20 protein-coding genes are annotated in these 23,833 nt (G+C 64.9%); 4 read left to right on the top strand and 16 right to left on the bottom strand.

The annotated features are described in order from the left end of the window. Positions 1 to 33 precede the first annotated feature (33 nt). Positions 34 to 1,326, bottom strand: coding sequence for an FAD-binding oxidoreductase (locus tag CK220_RS21870; RefSeq protein ID WP_176479157.1), 1,293 nt, complete (start codon positions 1,324 to 1,326; stop codon positions 34 to 36). Positions 1,327 to 1,328: 2 nt separating this feature from the next. After that, the gene (locus CK220_RS21865) at positions 1,329 to 2,702 is read right to left on the bottom strand and encodes a glutamine synthetase family protein (RefSeq protein ID WP_095813527.1); all 1,374 of its coding nucleotides are present in this window, start codon (positions 2,700 to 2,702) and stop codon (positions 1,329 to 1,331) included. 497 nt (positions 2,703 to 3,199) lie between these two features. On the opposite strand from CK220_RS21865, the gene CK220_RS21860 reads away from it, so the two are divergent. After that, positions 3,200 to 3,640: a GFA family protein gene (locus tag CK220_RS21860; RefSeq protein ID WP_095813526.1), complete on the top strand. Its 441-nt coding sequence runs from the start codon at positions 3,200 to 3,202 to the stop codon at positions 3,638 to 3,640. A 19-nt stretch (positions 3,641 to 3,659) separates the two neighbouring features. Here the strand turns inward: CK220_RS21860 and CK220_RS21855 are convergent, their stop codons facing one another. The 5 genes from CK220_RS21855 to CK220_RS21835 all read right to left on the bottom strand — a co-directional run bounded on the left by CK220_RS21855 (position 3,660) and on the right by CK220_RS21835 (position 8,466). Next, positions 3,660 to 4,421, bottom strand: a complete 762-nt coding sequence (locus tag CK220_RS21855; protein WP_095813525.1) for a glucose 1-dehydrogenase — start codon at positions 4,419 to 4,421, stop codon at positions 3,660 to 3,662. An 11-nt stretch (positions 4,422 to 4,432) separates the two neighbouring features. Next, positions 4,433 to 5,245: an ABC transporter permease gene (locus tag CK220_RS21850; protein ID WP_095813524.1), complete on the bottom strand. Its 813-nt coding sequence runs from the start codon at positions 5,243 to 5,245 to the stop codon at positions 4,433 to 4,435. Further along, on the bottom strand, positions 5,245 to 6,108 hold the full coding sequence (locus CK220_RS21845; RefSeq protein WP_095813632.1) for an ABC transporter permease: 864 nt from the start codon (positions 6,106 to 6,108) through the stop codon (positions 5,245 to 5,247). Before CK220_RS21845 ends, CK220_RS21850 begins: the two co-directional genes overlap by 1 nt. Positions 6,109 to 6,185: 77 nt before the next feature. Next, positions 6,186 to 7,349, bottom strand: a complete 1,164-nt coding sequence (locus CK220_RS21840) for a spermidine/putrescine ABC transporter substrate-binding protein (RefSeq protein WP_095813523.1) — start codon at positions 7,347 to 7,349, stop codon at positions 6,186 to 6,188. Then, entirely contained in the window at positions 7,330 to 8,466 is a 1,137-nt protein-coding gene (locus CK220_RS21835) for an ABC transporter ATP-binding protein (RefSeq protein WP_095813522.1), read from the bottom strand. The genes CK220_RS21840 and CK220_RS21835 overlap by 20 nt, the downstream gene beginning before the upstream one ends. Before the next feature lie 119 nt (positions 8,467 to 8,585). On the opposite strand from CK220_RS21835, the gene CK220_RS21830 reads away from it, so the two are divergent. The 3 genes from CK220_RS21830 to CK220_RS21820 all read left to right on the top strand — a co-directional run bounded on the left by CK220_RS21830 (position 8,586) and on the right by CK220_RS21820 (position 12,098). Further along, on the top strand, positions 8,586 to 9,395 hold the full coding sequence (locus CK220_RS21830; RefSeq protein WP_245429344.1) for a LuxR C-terminal-related transcriptional regulator: 810 nt from the start codon (positions 8,586 to 8,588) through the stop codon (positions 9,393 to 9,395). A 202-nt stretch (positions 9,396 to 9,597) separates the two neighbouring features. Beyond that, positions 9,598 to 10,296: a GntR family transcriptional regulator gene (locus tag CK220_RS21825; protein WP_095813520.1), complete on the top strand. Its 699-nt coding sequence runs from the start codon at positions 9,598 to 9,600 to the stop codon at positions 10,294 to 10,296. A gap of 446 nt (positions 10,297 to 10,742) precedes the next feature. Further along, entirely contained in the window at positions 10,743 to 12,098 is a 1,356-nt protein-coding gene (locus CK220_RS21820; RefSeq protein ID WP_095813519.1) for a glutamine synthetase family protein, read from the top strand. 12 nt (positions 12,099 to 12,110) lie between these two features. Here the strand turns inward: CK220_RS21820 and CK220_RS21815 are convergent, their stop codons facing one another. The 9 genes from CK220_RS21815 to CK220_RS21775 all read right to left on the bottom strand — a co-directional run bounded on the left by CK220_RS21815 (position 12,111) and on the right by CK220_RS21775 (position 23,185). Continuing rightward, positions 12,111 to 13,100, bottom strand: a complete 990-nt coding sequence (locus CK220_RS21815; protein ID WP_095813518.1) for an ABC transporter permease — start codon at positions 13,098 to 13,100, stop codon at positions 12,111 to 12,113. Then, on the bottom strand, positions 13,097 to 14,617 hold the full coding sequence (locus CK220_RS21810) for a sugar ABC transporter ATP-binding protein (protein ID WP_095813517.1): 1,521 nt from the start codon (positions 14,615 to 14,617) through the stop codon (positions 13,097 to 13,099). Before CK220_RS21810 ends, CK220_RS21815 begins: the two co-directional genes overlap by 4 nt. Before the next feature lie 64 nt (positions 14,618 to 14,681). After that, a complete protein-coding gene (locus CK220_RS21805) occupies positions 14,682 to 15,674 on the bottom strand; it encodes a substrate-binding domain-containing protein (protein ID WP_245429342.1) in 993 nt (330 codons plus the stop codon). An 84-nt stretch (positions 15,675 to 15,758) separates the two neighbouring features. After that, positions 15,759 to 16,535: an SDR family oxidoreductase gene (locus tag CK220_RS21800; RefSeq protein WP_095813516.1), complete on the bottom strand. Its 777-nt coding sequence runs from the start codon at positions 16,533 to 16,535 to the stop codon at positions 15,759 to 15,761. Positions 16,536 to 16,537: 2 nt separating this feature from the next. Beyond that, positions 16,538 to 17,710 (bottom strand): galactonate dehydratase, encoded by a 1,173-nt coding sequence (gene dgoD / locus CK220_RS21795; RefSeq protein ID WP_095813515.1) that lies wholly within the window; start codon positions 17,708 to 17,710, stop codon positions 16,538 to 16,540. 77 nt (positions 17,711 to 17,787) lie between these two features. Next, the gene (locus CK220_RS21790; protein ID WP_141245199.1) at positions 17,788 to 18,531 is read right to left on the bottom strand and encodes a FadR/GntR family transcriptional regulator; all 744 of its coding nucleotides are present in this window, start codon (positions 18,529 to 18,531) and stop codon (positions 17,788 to 17,790) included. A 187-nt stretch (positions 18,532 to 18,718) separates the two neighbouring features. After that, positions 18,719 to 19,360, bottom strand: a complete 642-nt coding sequence (locus CK220_RS21785) for a ThuA domain-containing protein (RefSeq protein WP_095813513.1) — start codon at positions 19,358 to 19,360, stop codon at positions 18,719 to 18,721. Between the two features lie 208 nt (positions 19,361 to 19,568). Continuing rightward, a complete protein-coding gene (locus tag CK220_RS21780; RefSeq protein ID WP_095813630.1) occupies positions 19,569 to 20,744 on the bottom strand; it encodes an acetate/propionate family kinase in 1,176 nt (391 codons plus the stop codon). 59 nt (positions 20,745 to 20,803) lie between these two features. Then, positions 20,804 to 23,185: a phosphoketolase family protein gene (locus tag CK220_RS21775; protein WP_095813512.1), complete on the bottom strand. Its 2,382-nt coding sequence runs from the start codon at positions 23,183 to 23,185 to the stop codon at positions 20,804 to 20,806. Positions 23,186 to 23,833: the final 648 nt, after the last annotated feature.

The following is a 23,833-nucleotide window of genomic DNA, read 5'->3' as shown; positions in this document are numbered from 1 at the left end:
TCGTCGATTGCGGCGCGCAGTTCCGCCGTCGCCTCAATGCCTGAGGCGATCTCGCATCGCATACCACAGCATGCCGAGCACATAGAGCGGCCCGCGCAGCGCCGTGCCGCCGGGGAACGGCAGCGGTGTCAGCGTCGAAAACAGGTCGAGCCGCGAGGCGTCGCCGGTGATCGCTTCCGCGAGCAGCTTGCCCGACAGCGTCGACAGGATGACGCCCTTGCCGGAATAGCCATGCGCGAAATAGACCTCGCCATAGTGCCCGACATGCGGCAGGCGCGACGTCGTCACCGACACGAGCCCGCCCCAGGCATGGTCGATCCGGCAACCCCTAAGCTGCGGGAACGTCTTTTCCATATGCGGCCGTACGAAGCCGGCAATGTCGGCCGGCGGCGAGGGCGTATAGCGCTCGCCGCCGCCGAACAGCAGGCGGCCATCCGCCGACATGCGGTAGTAGTTGACCACGAAAAGCGTGTCCGAAACCGCGGCGTTGGACGGGATGACGTTGCGCGCGCCCAACGGCTCGGTGGCGACGATGTAATTGCCGATCGGCATGATGCGGCTGTTGACGCGCGGCTCGAGCCCGTTGAGCAGCGCATCGCCGGCCAGCACCACATGCCGGGCGCGGACCGAGCCCTTGTTGGTGAAGACACGAATGGCTGGCTCGCGCTCGAGGCGCACCGCAACCGAGTTCTCATGGATGGTGACGCCGCCAGTGACTGCGGCGCGCGCGAGCCCCAGCGTGTAGTTCAGCGGATGCATATGGCCGCCGAGCGTCTCGAAGGATGCACCGAGATAGGGCGTATCGACCATTCGGCGCGCCTCCGCCGCCGACAGGATCTCGACATGCGGAAAGTCCATCACCTTGGCGAGGCACTCGGCCTCTTCCTCGAAGTCGCGCATGTCGGAGCCGTTGACCGCGCCGACCAGATGGCCGGTCAGGCGCAAGTCGCACTCGATGCCGTGGCGCTCGATGATGTCGAGCACCAGACCCCGCGCCTCGAAGGCGAGATCGAACAGCGCCTTCGCCCGCTCCGTCCCGAACGCCTTGACCAGCCCCTTGGCCCCCTTGCGCAGGCCGGGGATCATCTGGCCGCCATTGCGCCCGGAGGCGCCCCAGCCGATCTTGCCGCCTTCGAGCAGCACCACTTTCAGGCCGCGTTCGGCCGCATGGAGTGCCGCCGAAAGCCCGGTGCAGCCGCCACCGACCACCACCAGATCGGCTTCTACATCGCCGACGAGCGCCGGATGGTCCGGCGCCGGATTGGCAGTCGCGACATAATAGGATTTGCCGATATCAAGACCGGAATTGAAACCCGTGGAAGCCATGGTCACACCTTGAGCAGCAGATGGTCGCGTTCCCACGACGTCACTACGGTCTGGAACAGGTCGAGCTCTACGCTTTTCACGCGCAGATAGGTCTGGAAAAAATCCTCCCCGAGTAGCGCCCGCACCGGCTCGCAGGCGGCGAAACGATCGAGCGCTTCCTCCATGGTCTTGGGCAGCGTGCTTTGGCTGCGATAGGCGTTGCCGAAGGCCTCCAGCGAGCGGGCCAGCTTCTCCTCGACGCCCAGATATCCGGCGATAAGCGAGCCGGCCATCGCGAGGTAAGGATTGGCGTCGGCGCCGGGCAGCCGGTTCTCCACCCGCCGCGCGGCGCGCCCGCCCATCGGCACCCGCAAGCCGCAGGAGCGGTTGTCATGCGACCATTCGATATTGGCCGGCGCGCTATGACCCGGCCGGATGCGGCGATACGAGTTCACGTTGGGTGCAAACAGCGGCATGATTTCAGGCACGTATTTCTGCAGGCCGCCGATGAAGTGCGCGAACATTTCTGTGTCCTCGCCGTCTTTGCCGGCAAACAGGAGTTCGCCGCTTTCGTCCACGATCGACATGTGAAGGTGCATCGAGCTGCCGGCCTGCGCCGCGATCGGCTTCGCCATAAAGGTGGCGTGCATACCGCTCGCCTGCGCCGCCTGCCTGGCCATGCGCTTGAACAACAACACCTTGTCGGCCAGCGCCAGCGGGTCGCCATGCAGGAAGTTGATCTCGAGCTGCGCCGTGCCGGATTCGTGGATCAGCGTGTCGAGCGGCAAGCCGGCGGCCGCGGCGTGATCATAGAGGCGACGCGTCACCGCTTCGAACTCCTCCAGCGCCTGCATGTCGTAGGGATGCTGCACGCTTTCCGGTCGGCCGTTGCGCCCGACTGGCGCGGTCAGCGGCCGATCCGGATCGGGATTTGGCGCCGTGAGGTAGAATTCGAGCTCCGGCGCCATGACAGCGTGCCAGCCGCGCCGGCGGTAAAGATCGAGCACAGCCTTCAGCACATGGCGCGGCGAAGCCATCCACGGCCGGCCGTCCATGTGAAACGTATCGGCGAAGACATAGGCCTTGCCGGCCCCGCCGCCGGGCGCAAAGCTGAGGGTCGACAGGTCGGGCACCATGCGCATGTCGGGGTCCTGATAGGCGAACCCTTCATCGATGGAACCGGAATAGCGGCCGTCGATCGCGACAAGGAAGGCGCTGCTCGGCAGGTAGAGCGCACGGTCTTCGAGCGACTTCAGGAACTTGGCCGCCGGCAAGGCCTTGCCGCGCAGCACACCGTTGACATCGGGCACGAGGCACTCGACCTCGCTTATTCCATGTGTGGTCAGCCAGCTTTGCGGATCGCCGCTGGGGAATGAAGAATTCAGTCTGTCAGGCATCGGTCATGTCCGTACGAAGGAGAAGTCGCTTCGGCGGGCACGTCCGTCTCGGTTTGAACGTTGCAAGCTACGTGATCTGAATGACGGACGCCCGCCTGATGGCCGGCCAACAGGCCGGATCGAGCGCTCCGCATACCCCCTCGGTCCAGCCGTCACGAACGACATGCGAACCGACCTTGGTCTCCTCTGCGCGTTGCAGATTCTCGTGCCGGCAGCAGCGCATGACTAGTGATACCCTGCCGAAAGACGGTTTCTTGCGGCCGAAACTGAAAACAGACGAGAGCGGGAGCGTCTTTTTGCCATTTGCACGGCAAACCTCTTCAAGGAACCTGGCCTATGGTTTGACCGATCGTTGCTTCCGGCGCAAGCCCACCCGATGGGACCGCTCCGCGCGTTGCCTGGCCGAAGGAACTCGCTGCCGGTTTTGAGGTTCCCACTGGGCACGTCACCGGCGCAACGCTCGGCCGACGGAATTCAGCACGATCAGGAGCGATGGGATGGAAAGCAGAATCGAAACGGGGGCATGTTTTTGCGGAGCGATCGCGGCCGAGATGCAGGGCGATCCTTTCTGGATCTGCTTCGACCATGATGACGACTGCCGCCGGGCCATCGGAAGCCCGCTGACCATCTGGGTCGGCTATCGGCCGGACCAGTTCCGCTTGACCCGTGGCCAGCCCCGGGAATTCTCGAAAACTCGGGGCATCGTCCGCAGCTTCTGCGAGGAATGCGGCACCTCGATCGCCTATCGCGACGAAGGCCTGGACGACGAGCTCTACGTCACGATCGGCTTCTTCAATCATCCGGACCGGTTTCGGCCAAAGGCCCATGCCTATTGGCGCCTGCGTCTGCCCTGGCTGGAATTTTCCGACGATCTGCCCCGTATCGACACCTATTCCCGCCCCCGCGATCCGGCATTCGGAAATCCCGTCGACCGCTAGAAGGCTCGCCAAGGGCGCCTCAGCCGATGCTTTCGCCGCCGTCGACGACCAGCGCCTGGCCGGTCATGAAGGACGAGCGGTCGGAGACCAGGAACAGGATTGCTTCGGCGATTTCCTCTGCGCTCGCCCATCGCCCCATCGGGATCTTGGTGCGGACATAGTTTTCGATCGCGTTGCGCCCGCCCATCTGGGTGATGAACGGCTCGTTGAACGGCGTGTCGACCCAGCCGGGACAGAGCGCGTTGATGCGCACATTGTGTTTGGCGTAGTCGAGCGACATCTGCCTGGTCATCGCCACCACCGCATGCTTGGACGTGGCATAGGCGATCATCTCGCGATCGTAGAAGACGCCGGAATTGGACGCAGTGTTGAGGATGACGCCGCCGCCCTGCGCGATCATCGCCGGCATCACGGTCTTGGCCGCGAGGAACTGCGCCCGCACATTGATCCGCCACGACGCGTCCATGCCGTCGGTGCTGACTTCCGTCAGCGTGCCGCCGACCTGGATGCCGGCATGGCTGTGCAGGATGTCGATCCGGCCGTGCTTGCCGAGCGTTCCCTCGATGAGGTCCTCGACCGCGGTGTCGTTGCCGACATCGGTCGCAATTGCTTCGGCGCGGCCGCCGGCTTCGCGGATGTCGCACGCCGTCGCCTCGCCTGTCCCCGGATCCCGATCGGCGATCACCACGACAGCCCCTTCCCGCGCCATGATCATGGCGCCGGCGCGCCCGATGCCCGACCCGGCCCCCGTCACCACGGCGATGCGATCTTTCAGAATCATGGATCTGTCTTTCAAGGCGATGGTTTTCGTCGGCCGAGCTGCCATTGCGCGAGCAGGACGAGCAGCACCGAGGCGGCGAGCACCATCGTCGCGATGGCGTTGATCTCCGGCGTCACGCCGCGTCGGATCGAGGCAAAGACATAGATCGGCAGCGTCGTCTGCGCGCCGGCGACGAAGAAGGCGATGATGAAGTCGTCGAAGGAGAAGGTGAAGGCGAGCAGGAAGCCGGCGGTCACCGCCGGCATGATCTGGGGCAGCACGATCGAGCGGAACGTCGTCAGCGGTGTCGCATAGAGATCGCTCGAGGCCTCGATCAGATTGCGGTCGAGGCTGCTGAGCCGCGTGCCGACGATCATCGTCACCAGCGCCATCGAAAACAGGCCGTGAGCGGCGATGATCGAGCCGTAGCCGAGCGCCAGGCGCGGCGGCTGGTCGGTCGGCCAAACCGAAGCGAGGAACGGATTAACGACGGCGAAGAGCTGCACCAGGGCTACCAGCGTCGAGATGCCGATGACCACGCCCGGCACAACGATCGCAGCACCCAGCAACGCGTCGAACACGCCCCTTGTTCGCGCGCCGACACGCTGCAGCCCGAGCGCCGCGGCCGTGCCGCAGAAGGCCGCGAGCAGTGCGCTGGTGGAGGCAATGAACAGGCTATTCTTCAGCGCCTCGACCAGGAACGGGTTCGACAGCGCTTTGCCGTACCATTGCTCGGAGAAGCCGGTGAACTCGCTGGCATGGTGGCCGGCGTTGAAGGAGAACAGCACGACCAGCGCGATCGGCAGATAGAGGAAGGCAAAGACGGCAATGACGAAGGCGCGCATCAGATCAGGTCCACCCTGCGCGCGCCCGACAGTCGGGCCGAGATGCGGTTGGCGGCAATCAGCACCACCACCGAGACCAGCACCAGCGTGATGGCGATGGCCGAACCGAACGGCCAGTTGCGCGACTGCAGGAAGAGGTCGACCAAGGCGTTGCCGATGAAGAACACCTTGCCGCCGCCGAGCAGAGTCGGGATCAGATACTCGCCGAGCAGCAGGATCATCACCAGCGAAAAGCCGGTCATCACGCCCGGCAGCGACAGCCTGAGCGTGACCCCGAAAAAGGTGGAGAGCGGCGTCGCGCCGAGATCGGCGGAGGCCTCCAGCAGCCGGCGGTCAAGCCGCTCCAGGCTGACATAGATCGGCAGGATCATCAGCGGCAGATAGCCGTAGACGATGCCGAGCAGCACCGCGCCCGGCGTGTTGATCAGCCGGACGTCCTCGATGCCGACATAGGCGAGCAACGCCGGAATGCCGCGCCCGCCCAGCACATACATCCATGCATAGGTGCGCATCAAAAGGCTGGTCCAGAACGGAATGACGACGAGCGCCAGCAGGATCAGCCGCCAGCGCTCCGGCGCGCGCAGTGCCAGGTAGTAGGCGACCGGATAGGCGACGAGCAGGCAGGCGAAGGCACCGACCGGCGCCAGCACCATCGTGTTCCAGAACGCGGTCGCCCGCGCCGGCAGATTGGCGTATTGCGCCAGCGTGAAAGCCGCCTGATAGCCGCCCTCCGGCGCCCGCTCGCCGACGCTGAAGATAGCGATGGCGACGAACGGCAGGACCAGGAACACCACCAGCCACAGCGTCGCCGGCGCGAGCAGCAGCGCGGTCATGAGGTTTTTGCGAAGGAGGGTGCCGCGCATCGAAAAGGCCGCTTCGCTGCCGGCGGGCAATTGCCCGCCGGTCGCGTTGCCTGGATCGGATTTGTGGTCAGGTCCGCTCAAGCCGACTTGAAGCGCGCCATCAGCTCGGCGCGCCCCGGATCGGTGAGCGTCGCGGCGGCGCCGAACTCCAGCGGCTTCAACAGGTCCGCCGCCGGGTAGAGGATCGGATTGTCCATCACCTCCTTCGGCAGCAGCGCGTTGACGCGCGCATCGATCGAGGGCGCGCCATTGGCCAGATGCTCCTTCACCGCGACCTTCGGGTTCATCAGGTAGTTGAGCAGCGCGTAGCCGGCCGGCTTGTTCGGCGCATCCTTCGGGATGGCGTAGAAGTCGGTCCAGATCTCGCCGCCTTCCTTCCCGAGCACATAGGCGATCTCCGGGATGTCGCGATGGAGCTGCGCCCCGTCATTGGTCCAGCACATCGTCATCCAGGCATCGCCGGCGCGCATCGACGGCTGATAGTCGCTCGACACCGCGAACAGATGCGGCTTGACCTTGAGCAGCAATTCCTCGGCCTTGGCGAGCTCGTCCTGCTTCAGCGAGTTGAACGAATAGCCGTAATATTTCAGCGCATTGCCGATCGTGGTCAGCTGGTAGTCGTGCACCATGGTACGGCCATCGCCTTCCGCCATGGCCGTGTCCCAGAATTCCTTCCAGCTCGACATCGGTTTGGCGAGCTTCTTGGTGTTGACGGCAAAGCCGGTCGTGCCCCAGTTCTTCGGCACGGCGTAGATTGTGCCGTCGATCGTCCCTTCCGCGGTGAAGCGCGCATCTTCCTTGCTGGCGTCGAAATTGCCGAGCTTGGCCATGTCCAGCGGCTCGATGATGCCAAGCTTCTTATAGGTTGAAATGGTGTAGTTGGTCGGCACGAACAGGCTCCAGCCCGAGCCGCCGGCCTGCAGCTTGGCCAGCATCTCCTCATTCGAGCCGAAGACGTTGACCTCGACGGCCACGCCGGTCTCCGCCTTGAAATTCTCAAAGGTCTGCGGGTCATGGTAGTTCGGCCAGGTGGCGATCGACATGCGGTCGCCGAGGTTCTCGGCAGCGAAGGCCGGTGTCGGCATGATGCCGAGCTCGCGCGCCATCACCGCTGTCGCGACACCAAGGCCGGTGAGGCCAAGGAAGTCGCGCCGGCTGATCGAGCCGCGCTTCAGGCGCATCAATTGGTCGACGAATTTTTCAGGGCTTATCGGCAGTCCGTCACGATAGGATTTTGACATGTTGGTCTTCCCTCTGGTTGGTCCCGTTGTTCTTAGGTTGCGGAAACGCCAGCGGCGCTCCGGCGGCAAAGCCGATGGCGACGGGTTCGCCCGGCTTGAAAAGGTTGCCCCGGCCAGTCATGTGATCGGCCTTGGTGAGCAATGATCCAATGCTCTGCACTTCGATCGCGTATTCCGCGGTCGAGCCAAGAAAGATGCGGTTACGGACAATGCCCTTGAGGCCGCCGCCTCCGGGCGCCGAGAGGCTGAGCGATTCCGGCCGAAGGCTGACGGATACGGCCTCGCCCCGGCTGAGCGGTACCCGCTTGCGCGCCGAAATCACCGTGCCGTCGGCAAGCGCCACATCGACGAGGTCGCCGGAGAGGCCGGCCACCTTGCCGCTCAGCAGATTGGTCTTGCCGACGAAATCCGCGACGAAGAGGTCGGCAGGTTCGTCATAGATCTCGCTCGGCTGGCCGAGTTGCACCACGCGGCCGCCATTCATGACGCACACAAAGTCGCTCATCGACAGCGCCTCCTCCTGATCGTGGGTGACCAGCACGAAGGTGATGCCGATCTCGCGCTGCAGGTTCTGCAGCTCGATCTGCATGTCTGTGCGCAGCTTCTTGTCGAGCGCCGCCAGCGGCTCGTCGAGCAACAGCACCGCCGGCTTGTTGACCAGTGCCCGGGCGAGCGCGACGCGCTGCTGCTGACCGCCGGAAAGCTCGTGGATCTTGCGGCGTCCGTAGCCGGCAAGCTGCACCATGGCCAACGCCTCGCCTGCCTTCAGGCTGATCTCGCGCGACGACAGACGCGGCCTTGCCTGGCGCAGTCCGTAAGAGATGTTCTCCTCGACATCGAGATGCGGAAAGAGCGCGTATTGCTGGAACACCATGTTGACCGGACGCCGGTAGGGTGGCGTTCCGGCCATGTCGCGGCCGCGGATCAGCACCTGGCCCTCGCTTGGCTGCTCGAAACCGCCGATCATGCGCAGGCATGTCGTCTTGCCGCAGCCGGATGGTCCGAGTAGAGCGACGAAGGCCGCGGGCGGGATGGCAAGGTCTATGCCGCTAACCGCCGTGACGGCGCCGTAGCGCTTGGTGACCGCGCGAAACTCGATATCGGGCACTGCAGTCAAGCCACGGGCTCCAGCGACAGCGTGAGGCAATCTTTGCAACGCTAGCAGAGCCAATGGTGTCTAGTATATACCTCGCGGGTGGTATATTTAGTCGATTTTATCATTTAGAGGGGTATGAATTGGGCGCCTCCCGCAGCGACGACTACAACGCGCTCGGCGCCGTCATTGCCGCGGCGCGCGAGACCGGCGATCATTTCGGCAAGGCGATCGTCGGCTGGCTGCGCGGGCATGTCCGCTTCGATCACTGCGTGATCTTCGGCTATCGCGGCGCGGCGCGGCCGCCGCTTCTGTTCGAGACCTTCTCGCCGGCCGAAAGCCACATCTTCGTCGCGCTCTACCAGGAAGGGCCCTATCTGCTCGACCCCTTCCATCACGCCGCGGTCGAGCGCAGGGAAGGCTTCTGGCGCATGCGCGAGTTAGCGCCGGACCGCTTCTATGCCAGCGAGTACTACCGCTCCTACTACAGCCAGACCCGGCTCGCCGAGGAGGTCGGCTTCTTCGTTCCGCTGGCCGGCAAGGATGCGCTGGTGCTGTCGCTGATGCGGCTGCGCGCCTCGGGGCCGTTCGGAACAGCCGACGCCAGGCTGCTGCGCGACATGGCCCCCGCGGTGGTCGGCTTCTGCCGACAGCGCTGGCCGGCTTTGCCTGCCGAAGAGACCATGGTCGCGCCGCCGGGCGAAGCCGTGGCGGTGACCAACGACTTGGATCGCGCCCACATCTGGAAGAGCCTATCGCTGACCTCTCGCGAGAAACAGGTCGTCGACCTGGTGCTCCAGGGTCACTCGACGGAATCGATCGCCAGGGCGCTCAGGATCGTCCCAGGGACCGTGAAGGTCCATCGCCGCAACATCTATCGCAAGCTCAAGATCAAGTCGCAGGCCGGCCTCTTCGCGCGCTTCGTCGAGATCATAGACGCGCGCATCGGATAGCGCGTCTCCGGCCAGCTGGAACCGCTCCACGGCGCGCATGCCCAGGGGCGCCGTTAGGGTCAGTCAGGAAGCCGCCCCAGCCTCACTTGCGGCGCCGCGCGTTAACCGTCTATCGTGCGGATCGAGGGCCGCCGGCCAAGTATCCTGGTTGCAGACAGAGCGGCTAAACAGATTTCAGGACGCACGAAGTAGCGCATCGCCAATGGCCGACAAAACACAATTCGGACTGACTACCCTCGACACAGTACCGCTGCATGAGAAAGTCTATCTGGAACTGGTGCGGGCGCTGATGTCGGGTCAGCTCCAGCCCGGCCAGAAGCTGACCTCGCGCAAGCTCGCCAAGGAGCTCGGCACCAGCGACATGCCGGTCCGCAGCGCCTTCATGCGGCTGCAGGCGCTCAGGGCGCTGAGCCCAATGCCGAACGGCAGTGTCGAGGTGCCGATGATTTCGGCAGACCGTTTCCAGCAGCTCACCGACGTGCGCACGGTCCTGGAAGGCACGGCCACCGAGCTCGCCACCGGCCTCATCAACGGCAACAATCTGCGCGCTATTCGCCGTCATTGCGCAGAGCTCACCCAGGCCGCCCGCAGCGGCGACATCGACGATTACTTGCGCAAGAATCACGACTTCAAATTCTCGATATACCGCCACTGCGGCAACGAGCAGATGATCTTTCTGATCGAGACGGTGTGGATGCAGGTGGGACCTTTTCTCAGGAACCTGCGCATCGGCTTCGAGGACGACCTCGCCGGCATTCTCGGCATCGACTATCACGAGGAAGTTGTGGCGGCGATCGAGGTCCAGGACGGCGAACGAGCCCGCGCCGCCATCGTGCGCGACATCGACGAGGGCGCGACGCACATTCTCAAGCAGATCAAGTTTCCCGAACTGCGGCAGTAGCGTTCGGAACGCCGGCGATCTTTCGCGCCCCCCTCTGCCCTGCCGGGCATCTCCTCCACAAGTGGGGAGATCAGCAGCTCCGGCGCCCCGCCTCCTCTGCGACGTCGACAAATTGGCGAAATCGCCGATGACGGCCAATCTCCCCCCAAGGGGAGATGTCCGGCAGGACAGAGGGGGGCGCTGTCCCGCCGGTATCTCAGAGGTTCTGTCGCGGCCCATCCAGTAAACCGAATGCCCCTTGGCTTTCCGCCGCCTGCCAGCTATGTTGCGATCGCAGATCGCAGCTATGGACCCCAAATGCCGCCCGATATCCCAGCTAGTGAATTGAAAAAATGAAGGATCCTCGCCTGGAACCATCTGTGGCGACCTTCATAAACTCACAAGCTTTAAAATGGATATCGTAGCCGGAACGGCTACAGCACCTCCGAAAAAACAGGGGCTGGAAATTGGGCGATGCAATTGCGGACGTTTTGAACTGGCTTGAAAGCAGAGGCGACATCCAGAGCCTGCGGGCCGCGGTGTGCGACCTGAACGGCATCATGCGCGGCAAGCGCATCCCGGTCGAGCAGGCGCGCAAGGCGCTCGAAGGCAAGCTGCGCATGCCCTATTCGCTGATCGGGCTCGACATCTGGGGCGAGGACATCGAAGGCAACGCCCAGGTCTTCTCGACCGGCGACGCCGACGGGCTTTGCCATTGGACCGGACGCGGCATCCTGCCCGTCAACTGGACGGCGCATCCGACGGCGCTTTTGCCGCTGTGGCTCGCCGACGAGGCCGGCGCACCCTATCTCGGCGATCCGCGCCGCGCGCTCGCCCGTATCCTCGACCGCTACGCAGCGCTTGGCCTGACGCCCGTCACCGCGACCGAACTTGAATTCTACCTCGTCGACCCGACCTCGCAGCGTCCGGTCGGTCCTGTCTCGCCGGTCACCGGCCGGCGTCTCGATTCCGACGCGGCGCTTTCGATCGACGAGATCGACGATTTCGAGGCTTTCATCCACGACATCTACGAAGCCTGCCGCATGCAGGGCATTCCGGTCGATACGGCGATCGCCGAGAACGGCGTCGGCCAGTTCGAGATCAACCTAAACCACGTGCCCGATGCCTTGCGCGCCGCGGACGACGCCGTGCTTTTCAAGCGCACCGTGAAGGGCATCGCGCGCAAGCACGGCTTTGCCGCCTGCTTCATGGCCAAGCCCTATGGCGAGCGCGCCGGCAACGGTTTCCATGTTCATTTCAGCGTGCTCGACAAGGACGGCCGCAATATCTTCGACGATGGCAGCGACCAGGGCTCCGACACCATGCGCCACGCCGTAGGCGGCCTGCTCGCCGCCATGGCCGAAAGCACGCTGGTGTTCGCGCCGCATTTCAATTCCTATCGCCGGCTGCGGCCGCGCTCCTATGCGCCAACGGCCGTCGCCTGGGGTTACGAAAACCGCATGGTGGCGATCCGCATTCCAGGCGGCCCGTCTGCCGCGCGCCGCATCGAGCACCGCGTCTCCGGCGCGGACGCCAATCCCTATCTGGTGCTGGCGGCGATCCTGGGTGCCGCGCTGATGGGCATCGAGCGGCAGCTGTCGCCCGGCGAGCCGACCGGCGGCGAGGGACAGGGGCTGACGCTTGCCAAGCTGCCGCCGGACTGGGCCTCGGCGATTGCCGCCTTCGAGACCGGCAAGCGTGTCGCCGAAATCTTCCCGGCCGTGCTGCGCGACGCTTTCATCGCTTGCAAACGCCAGGAGTTGAATACCTTCGCGCTCAATGTCAGCGACTTCGAGATCGAGACCTATCTCGAAAGCGTCTAACCCCGCGCGGGGCTATTCTCCCGAGCGCGCCCGCTGGCGCTCTTGGACGATGACCGCCAGGATCAGCAGCGCGCCTTTGGCAAGCAACTGGTAGAAGGTCGGCACGGAGGTCAGGATCATGCCGTTGTTGAGGACGCCGATGATCAGCACCCCTAACATGGCGCCGATGATCGTGCCCTTGCCGCCCTGCAGCGCGCAGCCGCCGAGGATCGCGGCGGTGATCGCCTCGAGCTCCAGCCCCTGGCTGCCGGAAGCCGGCTGTCCGGACATCGTGCGGCTGGCCAGCACCAGACCCGCCACCGCCGCGGCGAAGCCGCTCATCGCATAGATCGAGATCTGGTAGCGGCGGATCGGGATGCCGGCGAGCCGCGCCACCGTCGGGTTGCCGCCGAGCGCATAGATGTTGCGGCCGACGACCGTCTCGCGGGTGAAGACGATGAAAGCCGCCATCGCAGCGATCAGCAGCCAGATGGCGAAGGGCAGGCCGAACAGCGTGCCGATGCCCAGCGCGCGCAGGCTGTCGCCGGTGATCGGAATGGAATTGCCGTTATTCATCAGATAGGCGAGGCCGCGGAAGGCCGACATGGTGCCAAGCGTCGCGATCACCGCATTGACCGGCCCGTAGACGATGATCAGCCCGTTGACGGCGCCTGCCAGCAATCCGGCGAGCAGGCCGGCGAGAATGCCGGCGGGGATCGAACCGGTTTCCTGGGCGGCGACGGCCAGCACCATCGTGCTCAGGCCGACGATCGACCCGACCGAGATGTCGAGCCCACCCGATACGATGACGACGGTCTGCGCCATTGCCAGGATGCCGAGGATGGTGACCGCGAGCCCAATGTTGATCAGGTTGCGCGGCGTGAAGAAGACGTCCGGCCTCAAGGCGCCAAAGATCGCCAGCAGCACGACCAGGGCGATCAGCAGGCTGATGTTCTGCGCGCCGATGCGGCCAAACAGGCTGGCCGGCGCGCGCTCGCGGCCGGCGGTCGCGGTATCGGTCACGATACCCTCCTTTCGATTGTCTCTTTGCCCGAGCGCATGGCCAGCGCCAGTACGGCCTCGTCGCTCGCCTCTTGCCAGTGAAGCTCACCGCTGATGCGACCGCTCTGCATGACCAGGACGCGGTCGGCGAGGCCGAGCAGCTCCGGCATCTCCGAGGAGATGAGCAGGATGGCGAGGCCCTGCTCGGCCAGGCTTTCGATCAGCCTGTAGATCTCCGCCTTGGCGCCGACATCGATGCCGCGCGTCGGCTCGTCGAGGATGAGCACCGCCGGCCCCCGTGCCTGCCAGCGCGCGAAGACGACCTTCTGCTGGTTGCCGCCGGACAGTTTCCCGACGGCCTGCTCGATCGACGGCGTCTTGACCCTGAGCTCGGCGACGTGGCGGGCGACCAGCGCGCGCTCGCGCCGGCGGCTGAAGAACCCGTAGCGCGACACCTTGTCGGGCACCACGAGGCTGACATTGTCGCGCACCGCCTGCATCAAGAGCAGCGCTTCCTGCTTGCGGTCTTCCGGCACCAGCCCTATTCCGGCGGCAACTGCATCCGCCGGCTCGCGCGGCCCGTAAGGCTGCCCGCCAACGGCCATCCGCCCGGAGCGCAGAGGGTCGAGGCCGACGATGGCACGCGCGACTTCCGTCCGCCCCGCGCCGACCAATCCACCCAGGCCGACGATCTCGCCTGCCCTGACCTCGAAGCTGATCCCTTCGACGCGGCGTGTCGTGACGCCTTCGAGCGCCAGCCGGACCGGCCCGAGCGCGCGCTCCTTTCGGTTGAACAGGTCGCTCACCGGCCTGCCGACCATCAGTCGCACCATGCGCTGTTCGTCGAGCGCCGCGATTGGCTCGTCGGCGATCCGGCTGCCGTCGCGCATCACCACGCAGCGATCGGCAAGCTCGATGATCTCGCGCAGCCGGTGTGAGATGTAGATCACCACGACGCCGTCGGCCTTCAGGCGCCGGATGACGCGGAACAGGCGCTGCGCCTCATCCTCGGTCAGTGATGAGGTCGGCTCGTCGAAGGCGAGCAGCCGCGCGCCGGGCCGCAGCGCGCGCATGATTTCGATCAGCTGCCTGAGCGCCGGGCTCAGGCCATGGCAGCGCTGCCCGGGGGAAAGCACGTCGACCACGCCAAAGGTGCGCAATAGGTCGAGACTGCGCCTTTCGAGATCGGCGCGGTCGAGAAAAATCCCGCCCCGCGCCTTGATGTCGCCGATGAAGATGTTTTCCGCCACCGTCAGCTCCGGGATGATCTCCGGCTCCTGGTGGATGACGCGGATGCCCGAGCCGTGTGCGGCGCGCGGCGAGTTGAGCTGCACGGGCTGGCCGTCGACGAGCACTCGGCCGCTATCCGGCCGATGCTCGCCTTCCAGGACGCGCATAAGCGTCGACTTGCCGGCGCCGTTCTCGCCGATCAGCGCGGTGATCTCGCCGGCGTTGAAAGCGACCGACACGTCGCGCAGCGCCTGCACGGCGCCGAAGCGCTTGCTGACGCCTTCGACGGAAACGACGGGCACGGTCATGGGCGGGAGGCTCCCTTTGAAGCCGCCCACCCAAAGGCCATCCGCCGCGAGCTCGAAGGGGAGCCTAGGACTTGCAACCGAGAGTGTCCTTGAACTTGGCGAAGTTCTCGCCGCTGATCAGCGTGGCGTCCTGGAAATAGTCCTTCTGCATCTCCTTGCCGATGGCTTGGTCGTAGAGCGCCTGGATGGCGGCGGCGCCGTGCTTGGCGCTGTCCAGCCACATCGTGCCGCGGAAGCCCGTCGGCTTGCCGGAACCGAAGGCCTCGCAGGAGCGGGAACCGTCAATGCCGATGCCGATGACGTTCTCCGGCTTCATGCCGGCATTCTCCGTGGCGCGTACGCCGCCGAGCACGCCGTCGTCATTGCAGGAGTAGAAGATCCACTTCTCGGCGTCCGGATTGGCCGTCAGGGTCGTCGAGACGACATCGATCGAGTTGACCATCGTGTTGTCGTAGGGAATCGAGACGATGCGCGACTTGATCTCTGGGATCGCCGCGACCAGCGCTTCCTCCGCGCCCTTGTTGCGGCGCATGCAGGTGTCGGCCTTCTGGTCCTCGATCGAGCCGACGCGGACCTTGGAGAGGTCCTTGTCCCAGCCTTCGGCCTTGACGATGCGGGCAATCTCGCCGCCGACCTGCTTGCCGATGTTGAGCGCGTTCATGCCGACATAGGCGACAGGTGTACCGTCGGCGAAGGCGATGTCGTCGTCGACGGCGATCAGGCCGATCTTGGCGGCCTTTGCTTTGTCGGCGACGACCGGGCCGAGCGAGCGGTCCGGCACCACCACGGCGATGCCCTTGACGCCGTCGCCGACATAGGTGTCGAAGGTGGTGACGGCGAGGTTGGCGTCGAACTGGACGTCCTGGACAAGCAGGTCGACGCCGAGCTCGGCGGCCTTGTCCTTGGCGCCCTTCACCTCGCGGACGAACCAGGGATGGTCGCCCATCTTGTTGATATAGCCGAACTTCATCTTGTCCTGCGCGCCGGCGCCGTGGACCGTCAGCGCGACGGCTGCGGTCGCCGCCACAGCAAGCCACGTCCTGATCATGCGTTTCATGGTTTCCTCCTCCATATCGATCCCGGCCGGCGGGAGTCTTTTTGCTTGAAGACGTTTCCGGCGACCGGCCGCCGGTGCGAAACCTCATTCGTGGTAGAGAACCGAGCGCCCGCCATCGATGACGATGCAGGCCGCGTTGATGAACGGCGCCTCGTCGGAGCCGAGGAAGACGGCGGTCATGGCCACCTCCTCCGGCCGCCCGATGCGGCGCGGCGGGTGCAGATCGTAGGTGCGCTGGCGCTCGGCCTGCGGATCAGGAAAGGTGTTCCAGTAGTCGATCGCGATCTGCGTCTCGATGTAGCCGGGTGCGATCGCGTTCACGCGGACGCCCTCGGCCGCGTATTGAATGCCGAGCGATCGTACCAGGCCGAGCAGTCCGTGCTTGGCTACCGGATAGGGGAAGGTCGACGGGATGATCGCGAAAGAATGGCAAGAAGCGATGGCCACAATCGAGCCCTGCGTCTGAGCCCGCATCGCCGGCAGCACCGCGCGCGCCGAATACCACACCCCGTCGAGATCGACGGCAAAGCAGCGCCGCCATTCCTCCTCGGTGGTTTCCAGCGGCTCGTGGAACACGTTGATGCCGGCATTGGCGACCAGCACGTCGATGCGGCCGAAGGCGGCAAGCGCCTGTTCGGCCATCGCTTTGCAGGATGCGATGTCGGCGACGTCGGTCTCCACGAACAGCGCCCGAGCGCCGGCTTCAACCAGCGACGCGGCAACGCTCTTTCCGCTCGCCGCATCCTTTTCGGCCACGACGATCGCCGCACCCTCGGCGGCCATCGCGCGCGCCGTCGCCTCGCCGATGCCGCGCCCGGCGCCGGTGACAATCACCACCTTGTCCTTCAGACGCCCGGCCATGGTCACCAGTCCACGATGGTGCCGTCGGCAAGGACGGCATTGGTGGTATGCATGACCTCCGGCCTGTAAGGATGCCGGTCCGCGGCCGCCTCGTCGACCTCGACGCCGAGCCCGGGCGCATCCGGCACCTGCCAGCAGCCGTCGACCATGCGGATCGGCCCCTTCACCACCTCGAAATACCAGGGCACGGCGCCAACCATCTCTTCCTGGATCAGGTGGTTGGGCGTGGACACGGCAAAATGCAGTGCCGCGGCGCCCGCGATCGGACCAAGCGGGTTGTGCGGCGCCACGCCCACCGAGACCGCCTCGGCCATGGCGGCGATTTTCTTCGCCTCGAGCAGGCCGCCGCAATGGCAGATGTCCGGCTGCACGATGTCGACCGCCCTTGCCCGGAAAAGGTCGTCGAATTCGGGACGGTCGATCAGCCGCTCGCCGGTGGCGATCGGCACGCGCGACTTGCCGGCGAGCTGCGCCAGCGCGCCGGTCTCGCCCGGCGGCAGCGGCTCCTCGATGAACATCGGCCGGTAGGCGGCAAGCGCGTCGATATAGGCGAGCGCGGTCGAGGCCGAGGCGGGACGGCCGTGGAAATCGACCATGATCTCGACCTCGGGACCGACTGTCTTGCGCAGCGCCTCCATCAGCCGGCCGACCTTGTCGACCTCGACGAGCGGCGCATGATAGTGGCTGTAAGGAATGAAGACGGCCTTCAGCGCGCGATAGCCCTTGGCCACCACTTCGGAGGCGCGCCGCACCAGCGGCTCGGTATCCAATGTTTCGTACACGGCGCGCATGTCGCCGAGGCCGAGATGGGTATAGACCTTGACCCGGTCGCGCACCTTGCCGCCAAGCAGGCGCCAGACCGGCTGGTCGAGCCATTTGCCAAAAATGTCCCAGAGCGCCAGCTCGATGCCGGAAACCGCCGACATGCCGATGACACCGAGCCGCCAGAACGAGTGCTTTTTGAGGATGCGCACCGCCTGCTCGATGTCGCGCGGGTCGCGGCCGACCAGAAGCGGCGCCAGGTCGTTTATGGCGCCGACGACGGCCTGGGTCTTCCATTCCAGCGTCGCCTCGCCCCAACCGTAGAGACCCGGCTGGTCGGTCTCGATACGCACGAACACCCAGTTGCGCATATCCGCGTTCACGACGCGCGTGGTGATGGCCGCGATCCTCAAGCGCAACTCCTTCGACGCAATTAGATCATATGAAATTTAAATATCATATGATCAAATTTGAGGTCAAGGCGGAAACGTCAGCCCCTGGCGTGAAGATCGTCGGCGGCGATGTCGAGCAGCCTGTTCATGGCGCCGCGGGCGCCGGCGGTATCGCGGACGCGGATCGCCTCCAGCACCGCGACATGCGCCGACAGCGCGCGCGATTGCGCCTCCATCAACGGGTTGGTGACGAGGAACGTGGCGCGCAGCGCAGCTTCCAGCATGCCGACCAGCCCCTTGAGCACGACATTATGGCTGGCGGCGATGACGCCCTTGTGGAAGGCAAGGTCCGCCTGGCAGACCGCGTTGAGGTCGCCCGGGATGTTGTCGCGCATGCCGACGACAGCGCGTTCGATCTCGGCGAGGTCGGCGGCGCTGGCGCGCCTGGCCGCAAGCTCGGCCGCCGCAGGCTCGAAGATCCGGCGCGCCTCGAGGAGACCGGAAACCAGCTCCTCGTCATCCTGGATGGACGGGTGCCAGCCGAGCACAACCGGGTCGAGCAGGCGCCAGCTGTCGCGCGGCAGCACGCGCACGCCCGCCCGCCGCCTGGCCTCGACAAGACCTTTCGCCGACAGCACTTTGACCGCTTCCCGAACCGAGGTGCGGCTGACGCCCAGCATGGCACAGAGCTCCTCCTCGCGCGGCAAGGCTGCGCCGGGAGCATAGTCGCCGCCCAGAATGCGGCTGCCCAGCACGCTGACGACGGCGTTGTGCACGCTTGCACCGCCCTGGTCGAGCGACGGCATCCACCCAGTTGCGTCCGAAGGAGCGATATTTTCCACGCAATCCTCTCCCGATGAGCAAGTTGCTGCCGGCCGTTGTATGAGAGCTTACGTCTTATGTAAATCTCTCATTCATATGATCTGTGATGATCATCGAAGCGGGTGGGTGACGTGCGTTCGGTTTCGTGTTCGGCAACCGGCCGCCGGGCGCGACCGGTCAGCGCGCGCCGATTGACCCGAGGGGCGCTCAGCGCGCCGCCCAGACAAGTCCGCGGCGCAGGATGGTGCGCATCTGCGGCACCTCGAATTCCTTGGCCACGTGGCCGAGCGACGAATAGAACACCCGCCCCTTGCCGTGCCGGCGCTTCCACATCACCGGCATCACGACACCGTCGATCCACGACGCGTGCTCGCCCGAGAAGGTGGTGGTCGCCAGCACTTCGTTCGATGGATCGACATGCATGTAGTATTGCTCGGAGCGGTATTGGAAATCGTCGATGCCTTCCACGATCGGGTCGTCGCGCCGCACGATATTCACCCGATAGTCGATGATGTTGCCGGGATGCGCGACCCACTGGCCGCCGCACATGAACTGGTAGTCCGTCGATTCGCGAAACGCGTCGCCCATGCCGCCGTGATAGCCGCCGAGGCCGACGCCGTTTTCGACCGCTTTGGTGAGGTTCGCCTCTTCGGCCTTGGCGAGCTTGGACATGGTGTAGATCGGCACGATCAGGCTGAGGTCGGCGATCGCCGGATCTGCCAAGGCCGCGGTCGTGTTTTCCACGCGCACGGCAAAGCCTTCCTCCTCGAGCATCGCCTTGAGGACGCGCGCCCCGGCCTCGGGTTCATGCCCTTCCCAGCCGCCCCATACAATCAGTGCCTGCCGCATCTTTGCGCTCCTTATGCATTTGCCCGCGCGGCCGGATAGAGGGCAGCGAGGCGCCGGGCGACCATCGCCGCAAAGTCCTGCCGAGTCGAGCTTGAAGGGAAAGTGAGGCGAACGAAAATGGCCCGCGCGAAGCCCGTCGACGCTCCTTCTGGTTCAACGGAAGCTCGGCGCGAAGTCACCGATTTCCTGCGATCCTGCCGCGGGCAGATCAGACCGTTTCGAGGTCGAGGATCTCCATGGCCACCGCACGTTCCTCGTCGGCCGGAATGACAAGAACATCGACGCTGGACTTTCGCGCGCTGACCAGCGCTTCGCCGCCGCGATTTAGACCGTGGTCGACCACGACACCAAGCCAGGCAGCAGCCTCGCAGATCTCTTGCCGGATCTGCGAGGCATGCTCGCCGATGCCGGCGGTGAATACGAGCGTGTCGAGCCCTGCAAGCGCGGCTGCGAGCGATCCGATCTCACGTCCGACGCGATAGACGAAGAGCGCGACCGCGCGCGCCGCCGCCGGGTCTTTCGATTCAAGCAGCGCCTGCATGTCTCCGGAAATGCCGGATACGCCCAGCAGGCCGGATTGCTCGTAGAGCAATTCGGTCACTCGGTCGGTCGACAGCTTGCGGTCCTGCAGAAGGTGCAGGATCACGCCAGGATCGATGGCGCCGCAGCGGGTGCTCATGACGAGACCGTCAAGCGTCGAAAAACCCATGGTCGTGGCGACGCTTACCCCTGCCTTGATCGCACACAGGCTGGCGCCGCTGCCGAGATGGGCGACAATCGTTCGGCCACCGGCGCCTTCGCCGTAGCGCTCGCGGAGCTTCGCTGCGATGTGGCTGTAGGAGAGCCCGTGGAAGCCGTAGGAAATTATGCCCTGTTCCGACATCTCGCGTGGCAAGCCATAGAGCCTGGCAAGCACCGGCCGCGCCGTGTGAAAGGCCGTATCGAAGCAGCCGACCTGCTTGGCTTCGGGCAAAAGCTGCCCGGCCAGATGGACGATCTCCAGGTTGATCGCCTGATGGATCGGTGCGAGCGGCTCAAGCCTATGCAGCGCACCGAGCGTGCGCTCGTCGAGCAAGGTCGCGCGGGTGAGTTCTTGCCCGCCATGGACGATGCGGTGCCCGACAGTGCCGATCAGGCGCAAAAGGGCGTGATCGCCGAGATAGGAAGCCACGGCCTCGAACGCCTTGGCGATATCGATCGGTCGGTCTCCCAGGCTCCTGTCGACTTCGCGTGACAACTCTGAGGACGCGACATGCAATCGTGGATGATGTCCGATCGACGACACGCTGCCGCGCACCAGCAGGTGAAGTTCTTCTCGCTGCTGAAACACGGCGAACTTCAGGCTTGAGGAGCCGCCGTTGAGGGCGAGAATGGCATCAGTCATGGTCGGCACCCGACCAATCGTGGTGCGCTCGTCCATTTGGCCTGGCGCCTCGACATCGACTACTGCTCCCACTTCCAGCCGAGGATCTCGGGCATGTCCTGCCCGTGCTCGCGGATATAGGCCCGGTGCTCGATCAGCTTGCCTTCCATCACCTGCTTCAGCCGGATATGCGCGCCGGCCGGCTCGGGAATGCGGTCGAGCACGCCCAACACGAGATGATAGCGGTCGAGGCCATTGAGCACGGTCATGTCGAAGGGCGTCGTCGTCGTCCCTTCTTCATTGTAGCCGCGCACGTGGATGTTGTCGTGGTTGGTCCGCCGGTAGGTCAGGCGATGGATGGTCCATGGATAGCCGTGATATGCGAAGATGACGGGCTTATCGGCCGTGAAAAGCGCGTCGAATTCACGATCCGACAGGCCGTGCGGGTGGTGTTCCTTTGGCTGCAACGTCATCAGGTCGACGATGTTGACCAGCCGCACCTTGAGGCCGGGAACGTGGCGTTTCAGAATTTGGACGGCGGCCAGCGTCTCGAGCGTCGGCACGTCGCCGGCGCAGGCCATCACCACATCCGGCTCTGCCCCGCCGTCGGTCGACGCCCACTCCCATATGCCGATGCCGGCCTTGCAATGGACTTTCGCCTCGTCGATCGACAGCCACTGCCAGGAATTGGCCTTGCCGGCAACGATCACGTTGATGCGGTTCCATGTCTGCAGCACATGATCGGTCACGCAAAGCAGGCTGTTGACATCCGCCGGCAGATAGACGCGCACGATGTCTGCCTTCTTGTTCAACGCGACATCGATGAAGCCCGGATCCTGATGGCTGAAGCCATTGTGCTCCTGCTGCCAGACATGGCTGGACAACAAATAATTCAACGACGCAATCGGCCGCCGCCACGGCAGCTTGCTGCAGGCATCGAGCCATTTCGCATGCTGGTTGAACATGGAATCGACAATGTGCGTGAAAGCCTCGTAGCAGGAGAACAGGCCGTGCCGGCCGGTAAGCAGATAACCTTCCAGCCAACCCTGACAGGTATGTTCGGATAGGATCTCCAGAACCCTGCCTTCGCGGCCGAGATGCACATCCTCGGGCAGGATCTTTTCCATCCAGGCGCGCTCGGTCACCTCGAAGACGTCCTGCAGCCGGTTCGAAGCCGTCTCGTCGGGACCGACAATCCGGAAGTTCCCGGCGCTTTGGTTCAACGCCATGACGTCGCGCAGGAAACTGCCCATCACCCGGGTCGACTCTGCTTTCACACCGCCCGGCTGCTGGACAGAGACTGCATGCGCTTGCGGGCTTGGCAGTTCGAGGGAGCGGCGCAGCAGGCCGCCATTGGCATGCGGATTGGCGCTCATGCGCCTGGCGCCTTCCGGGGCGGTGGCGCGGATCGTCGCCACCGGCGCGCCCGCGGCATCGAAAAGCTCTTCGGGCCGATAGCTTCTCAGCCACGCCTCGAGCATCTTCAGATGCGCGGGGTTTTCGGCGAGACCGGAGAGCGGAACCTGATGTGCGCGCCAAAACCCCTCGGTCTTCAGCCCGTCGACCTCCTTGGGGCCTGTCCAGCCCTTCGGGCTTCTAAGGATGATCATCGGCCATTTCGGTCGGCCGTCGGCAGTCTCGCCGCCGCTGCGCGCCGCCTGCTGAATCGCCCGGATGCGATCCAGCGCATCGTCGAGCACGACGGCCATCCGCTCATGCATCAGGGGCGGATCGTCTCCCTCGACGAACAGCGGCTCGTAGCCATAGCCGACGAACAGCGCCCGCAATTCTTCTCCAGGGATGCGGGCGAGAATGGTGGGATTGGCGATCTTATAGCCGTTGAGATGGAGGATCGGCAGCACCGCGCCGTCCTGCGCCGGGTTGAGGAACTTGTTGGAGTGCCAGGACGTGGCGAGCGGGCCGGTTTCCGCCTCGCCGTCGCCGACGACGCAGGCGACGATAAGATCCGGGTTGTCGAAGGCCGCGCCAAAGGCATGCGAAAGCGCGTAGCCGAGCTCGCCGCCTTCATGGATCGAGCCGGGCACATCGGGAGCGGCATGGCTCGGGATGCCTCCCGGAAAGGAAAACTGCCGGAAGAGCTTCCTCATTCCGGCCTCTTCGAGCGAAATATCCGGATTGATCTCGCTATATGTGCCTTCGAGATAGCTGTTTGCGACCATGGCCGGTCCGCCATGGCCGGGGCCGCAGATGTAAATGACGTTGGCATCGCGAAGTCTGATCGCGCGGTTGAGATGCGCGTATATGAAGCTGAGACCCGGCGATGTTCCCCAATGCCCAAGCAGCCTGGGTTTGACGTGCGCCAGCCGAAGCGGCTCGCGAAGCAGCGGATTGTCGAGCAGATAGATCTGCCCGACGGTCAGGTAGTTGGCGGCACGCCAGTAGGCATCGATGTCGTGCAGCTCCCGTGCGGACAAGCGATTGGTGCTGGGATGCGTGGTCATTTCCGACTCCTTCGCTGTTCCAAACCGACCCTGATGAGACACAACGCATGGACGTCGCCGCCGGTTCATGACCGGTCGGCGCCACGAGCCGGGCCATCGGGACACGCGGCCCACTGCCAGCACATGAACTGGTAGCGGCCATGCGCGAAACGCGTCGCGCCATGCCGCCGTGATGGCCGCCAAGGCCGACGCCGTTTTCCACCGCTTTGGTGAGGTTGGCCTCTTCAGCCTTCGCAAGCCTTGGCACCACCAGGCCGACTTCGGCGGCCGCCGGCTCTGCGAAGGCCGGCGGCGGTGCTTTGCGGCGAAGCCTTCCGCCTCGAGCATCGTCTCCACGAGGCGCCCCGGCGAGCACCGCTGCAAAAGTCGAGTCGAAGCTTGCAGGAAATGTGGCGCCACGAACGCAAACGGCCCGCGTTGGCGGGCCGGTTTGGATTGGTTGGTGGGGACAGGATTTGGCTTCTCTGTCGCGCAGCGTCGGCTTGGCCGCCTTGCGGGCCCCCGATGAGCTCAAATCAGCCGGCCGCCACGGCCGGATACAAAAACGCCCGCGCGAGGCGGGCCGTTTTGGATTGGTTGCGGGGACAGGATTTGAACCTGTGACCTTCAGGTTATGAGCCTGACGAGCTACCGGGCTGCTCCACCCCG

The organism is Mesorhizobium sp. WSM3860 (assembly GCF_002294995.1).
Taxonomy (GTDB): Bacteria; Pseudomonadota; Alphaproteobacteria; order Rhizobiales; family Rhizobiaceae; genus Mesorhizobium.
Note: the sequence above shows the minus strand (reverse complement) of the source record. Positions and strands in the feature narration are given on the sequence as shown.

Excerpts from the sequence above, each read along its gene's own strand:
- CK220_RS21870 (WP_176479157.1), bottom strand. The coding sequence starts at position 1,326 with ATGGCTTCCACGGGTTTCAATTCCGGTCTTGATATCGGCAAATCCTAT.
- CK220_RS21865 (WP_095813527.1), bottom strand. The coding sequence starts at position 2,702 with ATGCCTGACAGACTGAATTCTTCATTCCCCAGCGGCGATCCGCAAAGC.
- CK220_RS21860 (WP_095813526.1), top strand. The coding sequence starts at position 3,200 with ATGGAAAGCAGAATCGAAACGGGGGCATGTTTTTGCGGAGCGATCGCG.
- CK220_RS21855 (WP_095813525.1), bottom strand. The coding sequence starts at position 4,421 with ATGATTCTGAAAGATCGCATCGCCGTGGTGACGGGGGCCGGGTCGGGC.
- CK220_RS21850 (WP_095813524.1), bottom strand. The coding sequence starts at position 5,245 with ATGCGCGCCTTCGTCATTGCCGTCTTTGCCTTCCTCTATCTGCCGATC.
- CK220_RS21845 (WP_095813632.1), bottom strand. The coding sequence starts at position 6,108 with ATGCGCGGCACCCTCCTTCGCAAAAACCTCATGACCGCGCTGCTGCTC.
- CK220_RS21840 (WP_095813523.1), bottom strand. The coding sequence starts at position 7,349 with ATGTCAAAATCCTATCGTGACGGACTGCCGATAAGCCCTGAAAAATTC.
- CK220_RS21825 (WP_095813520.1), top strand. The coding sequence starts at position 9,598 with ATGGCCGACAAAACACAATTCGGACTGACTACCCTCGACACAGTACCG.
- CK220_RS21810 (WP_095813517.1), bottom strand. The coding sequence starts at position 14,617 with ATGACCGTGCCCGTCGTTTCCGTCGAAGGCGTCAGCAAGCGCTTCGGC.
- CK220_RS21805 (WP_245429342.1), bottom strand. The coding sequence starts at position 15,674 with ATGAAACGCATGATCAGGACGTGGCTTGCTGTGGCGGCGACCGCAGCC.
- CK220_RS21800 (WP_095813516.1), bottom strand. The coding sequence starts at position 16,535 with ATGGCCGGGCGTCTGAAGGACAAGGTGGTGATTGTCACCGGCGCCGGG.
- CK220_RS21785 (WP_095813513.1), bottom strand. The coding sequence starts at position 19,360 with ATGCGGCAGGCACTGATTGTATGGGGCGGCTGGGAAGGGCATGAACCC.
- CK220_RS21780 (WP_095813630.1), bottom strand. The coding sequence starts at position 20,744 with ATGACTGATGCCATTCTCGCCCTCAACGGCGGCTCCTCAAGCCTGAAG.
- CK220_RS21775 (WP_095813512.1), bottom strand. The coding sequence starts at position 23,185 with ATGACCACGCATCCCAGCACCAATCGCTTGTCCGCACGGGAGCTGCAC.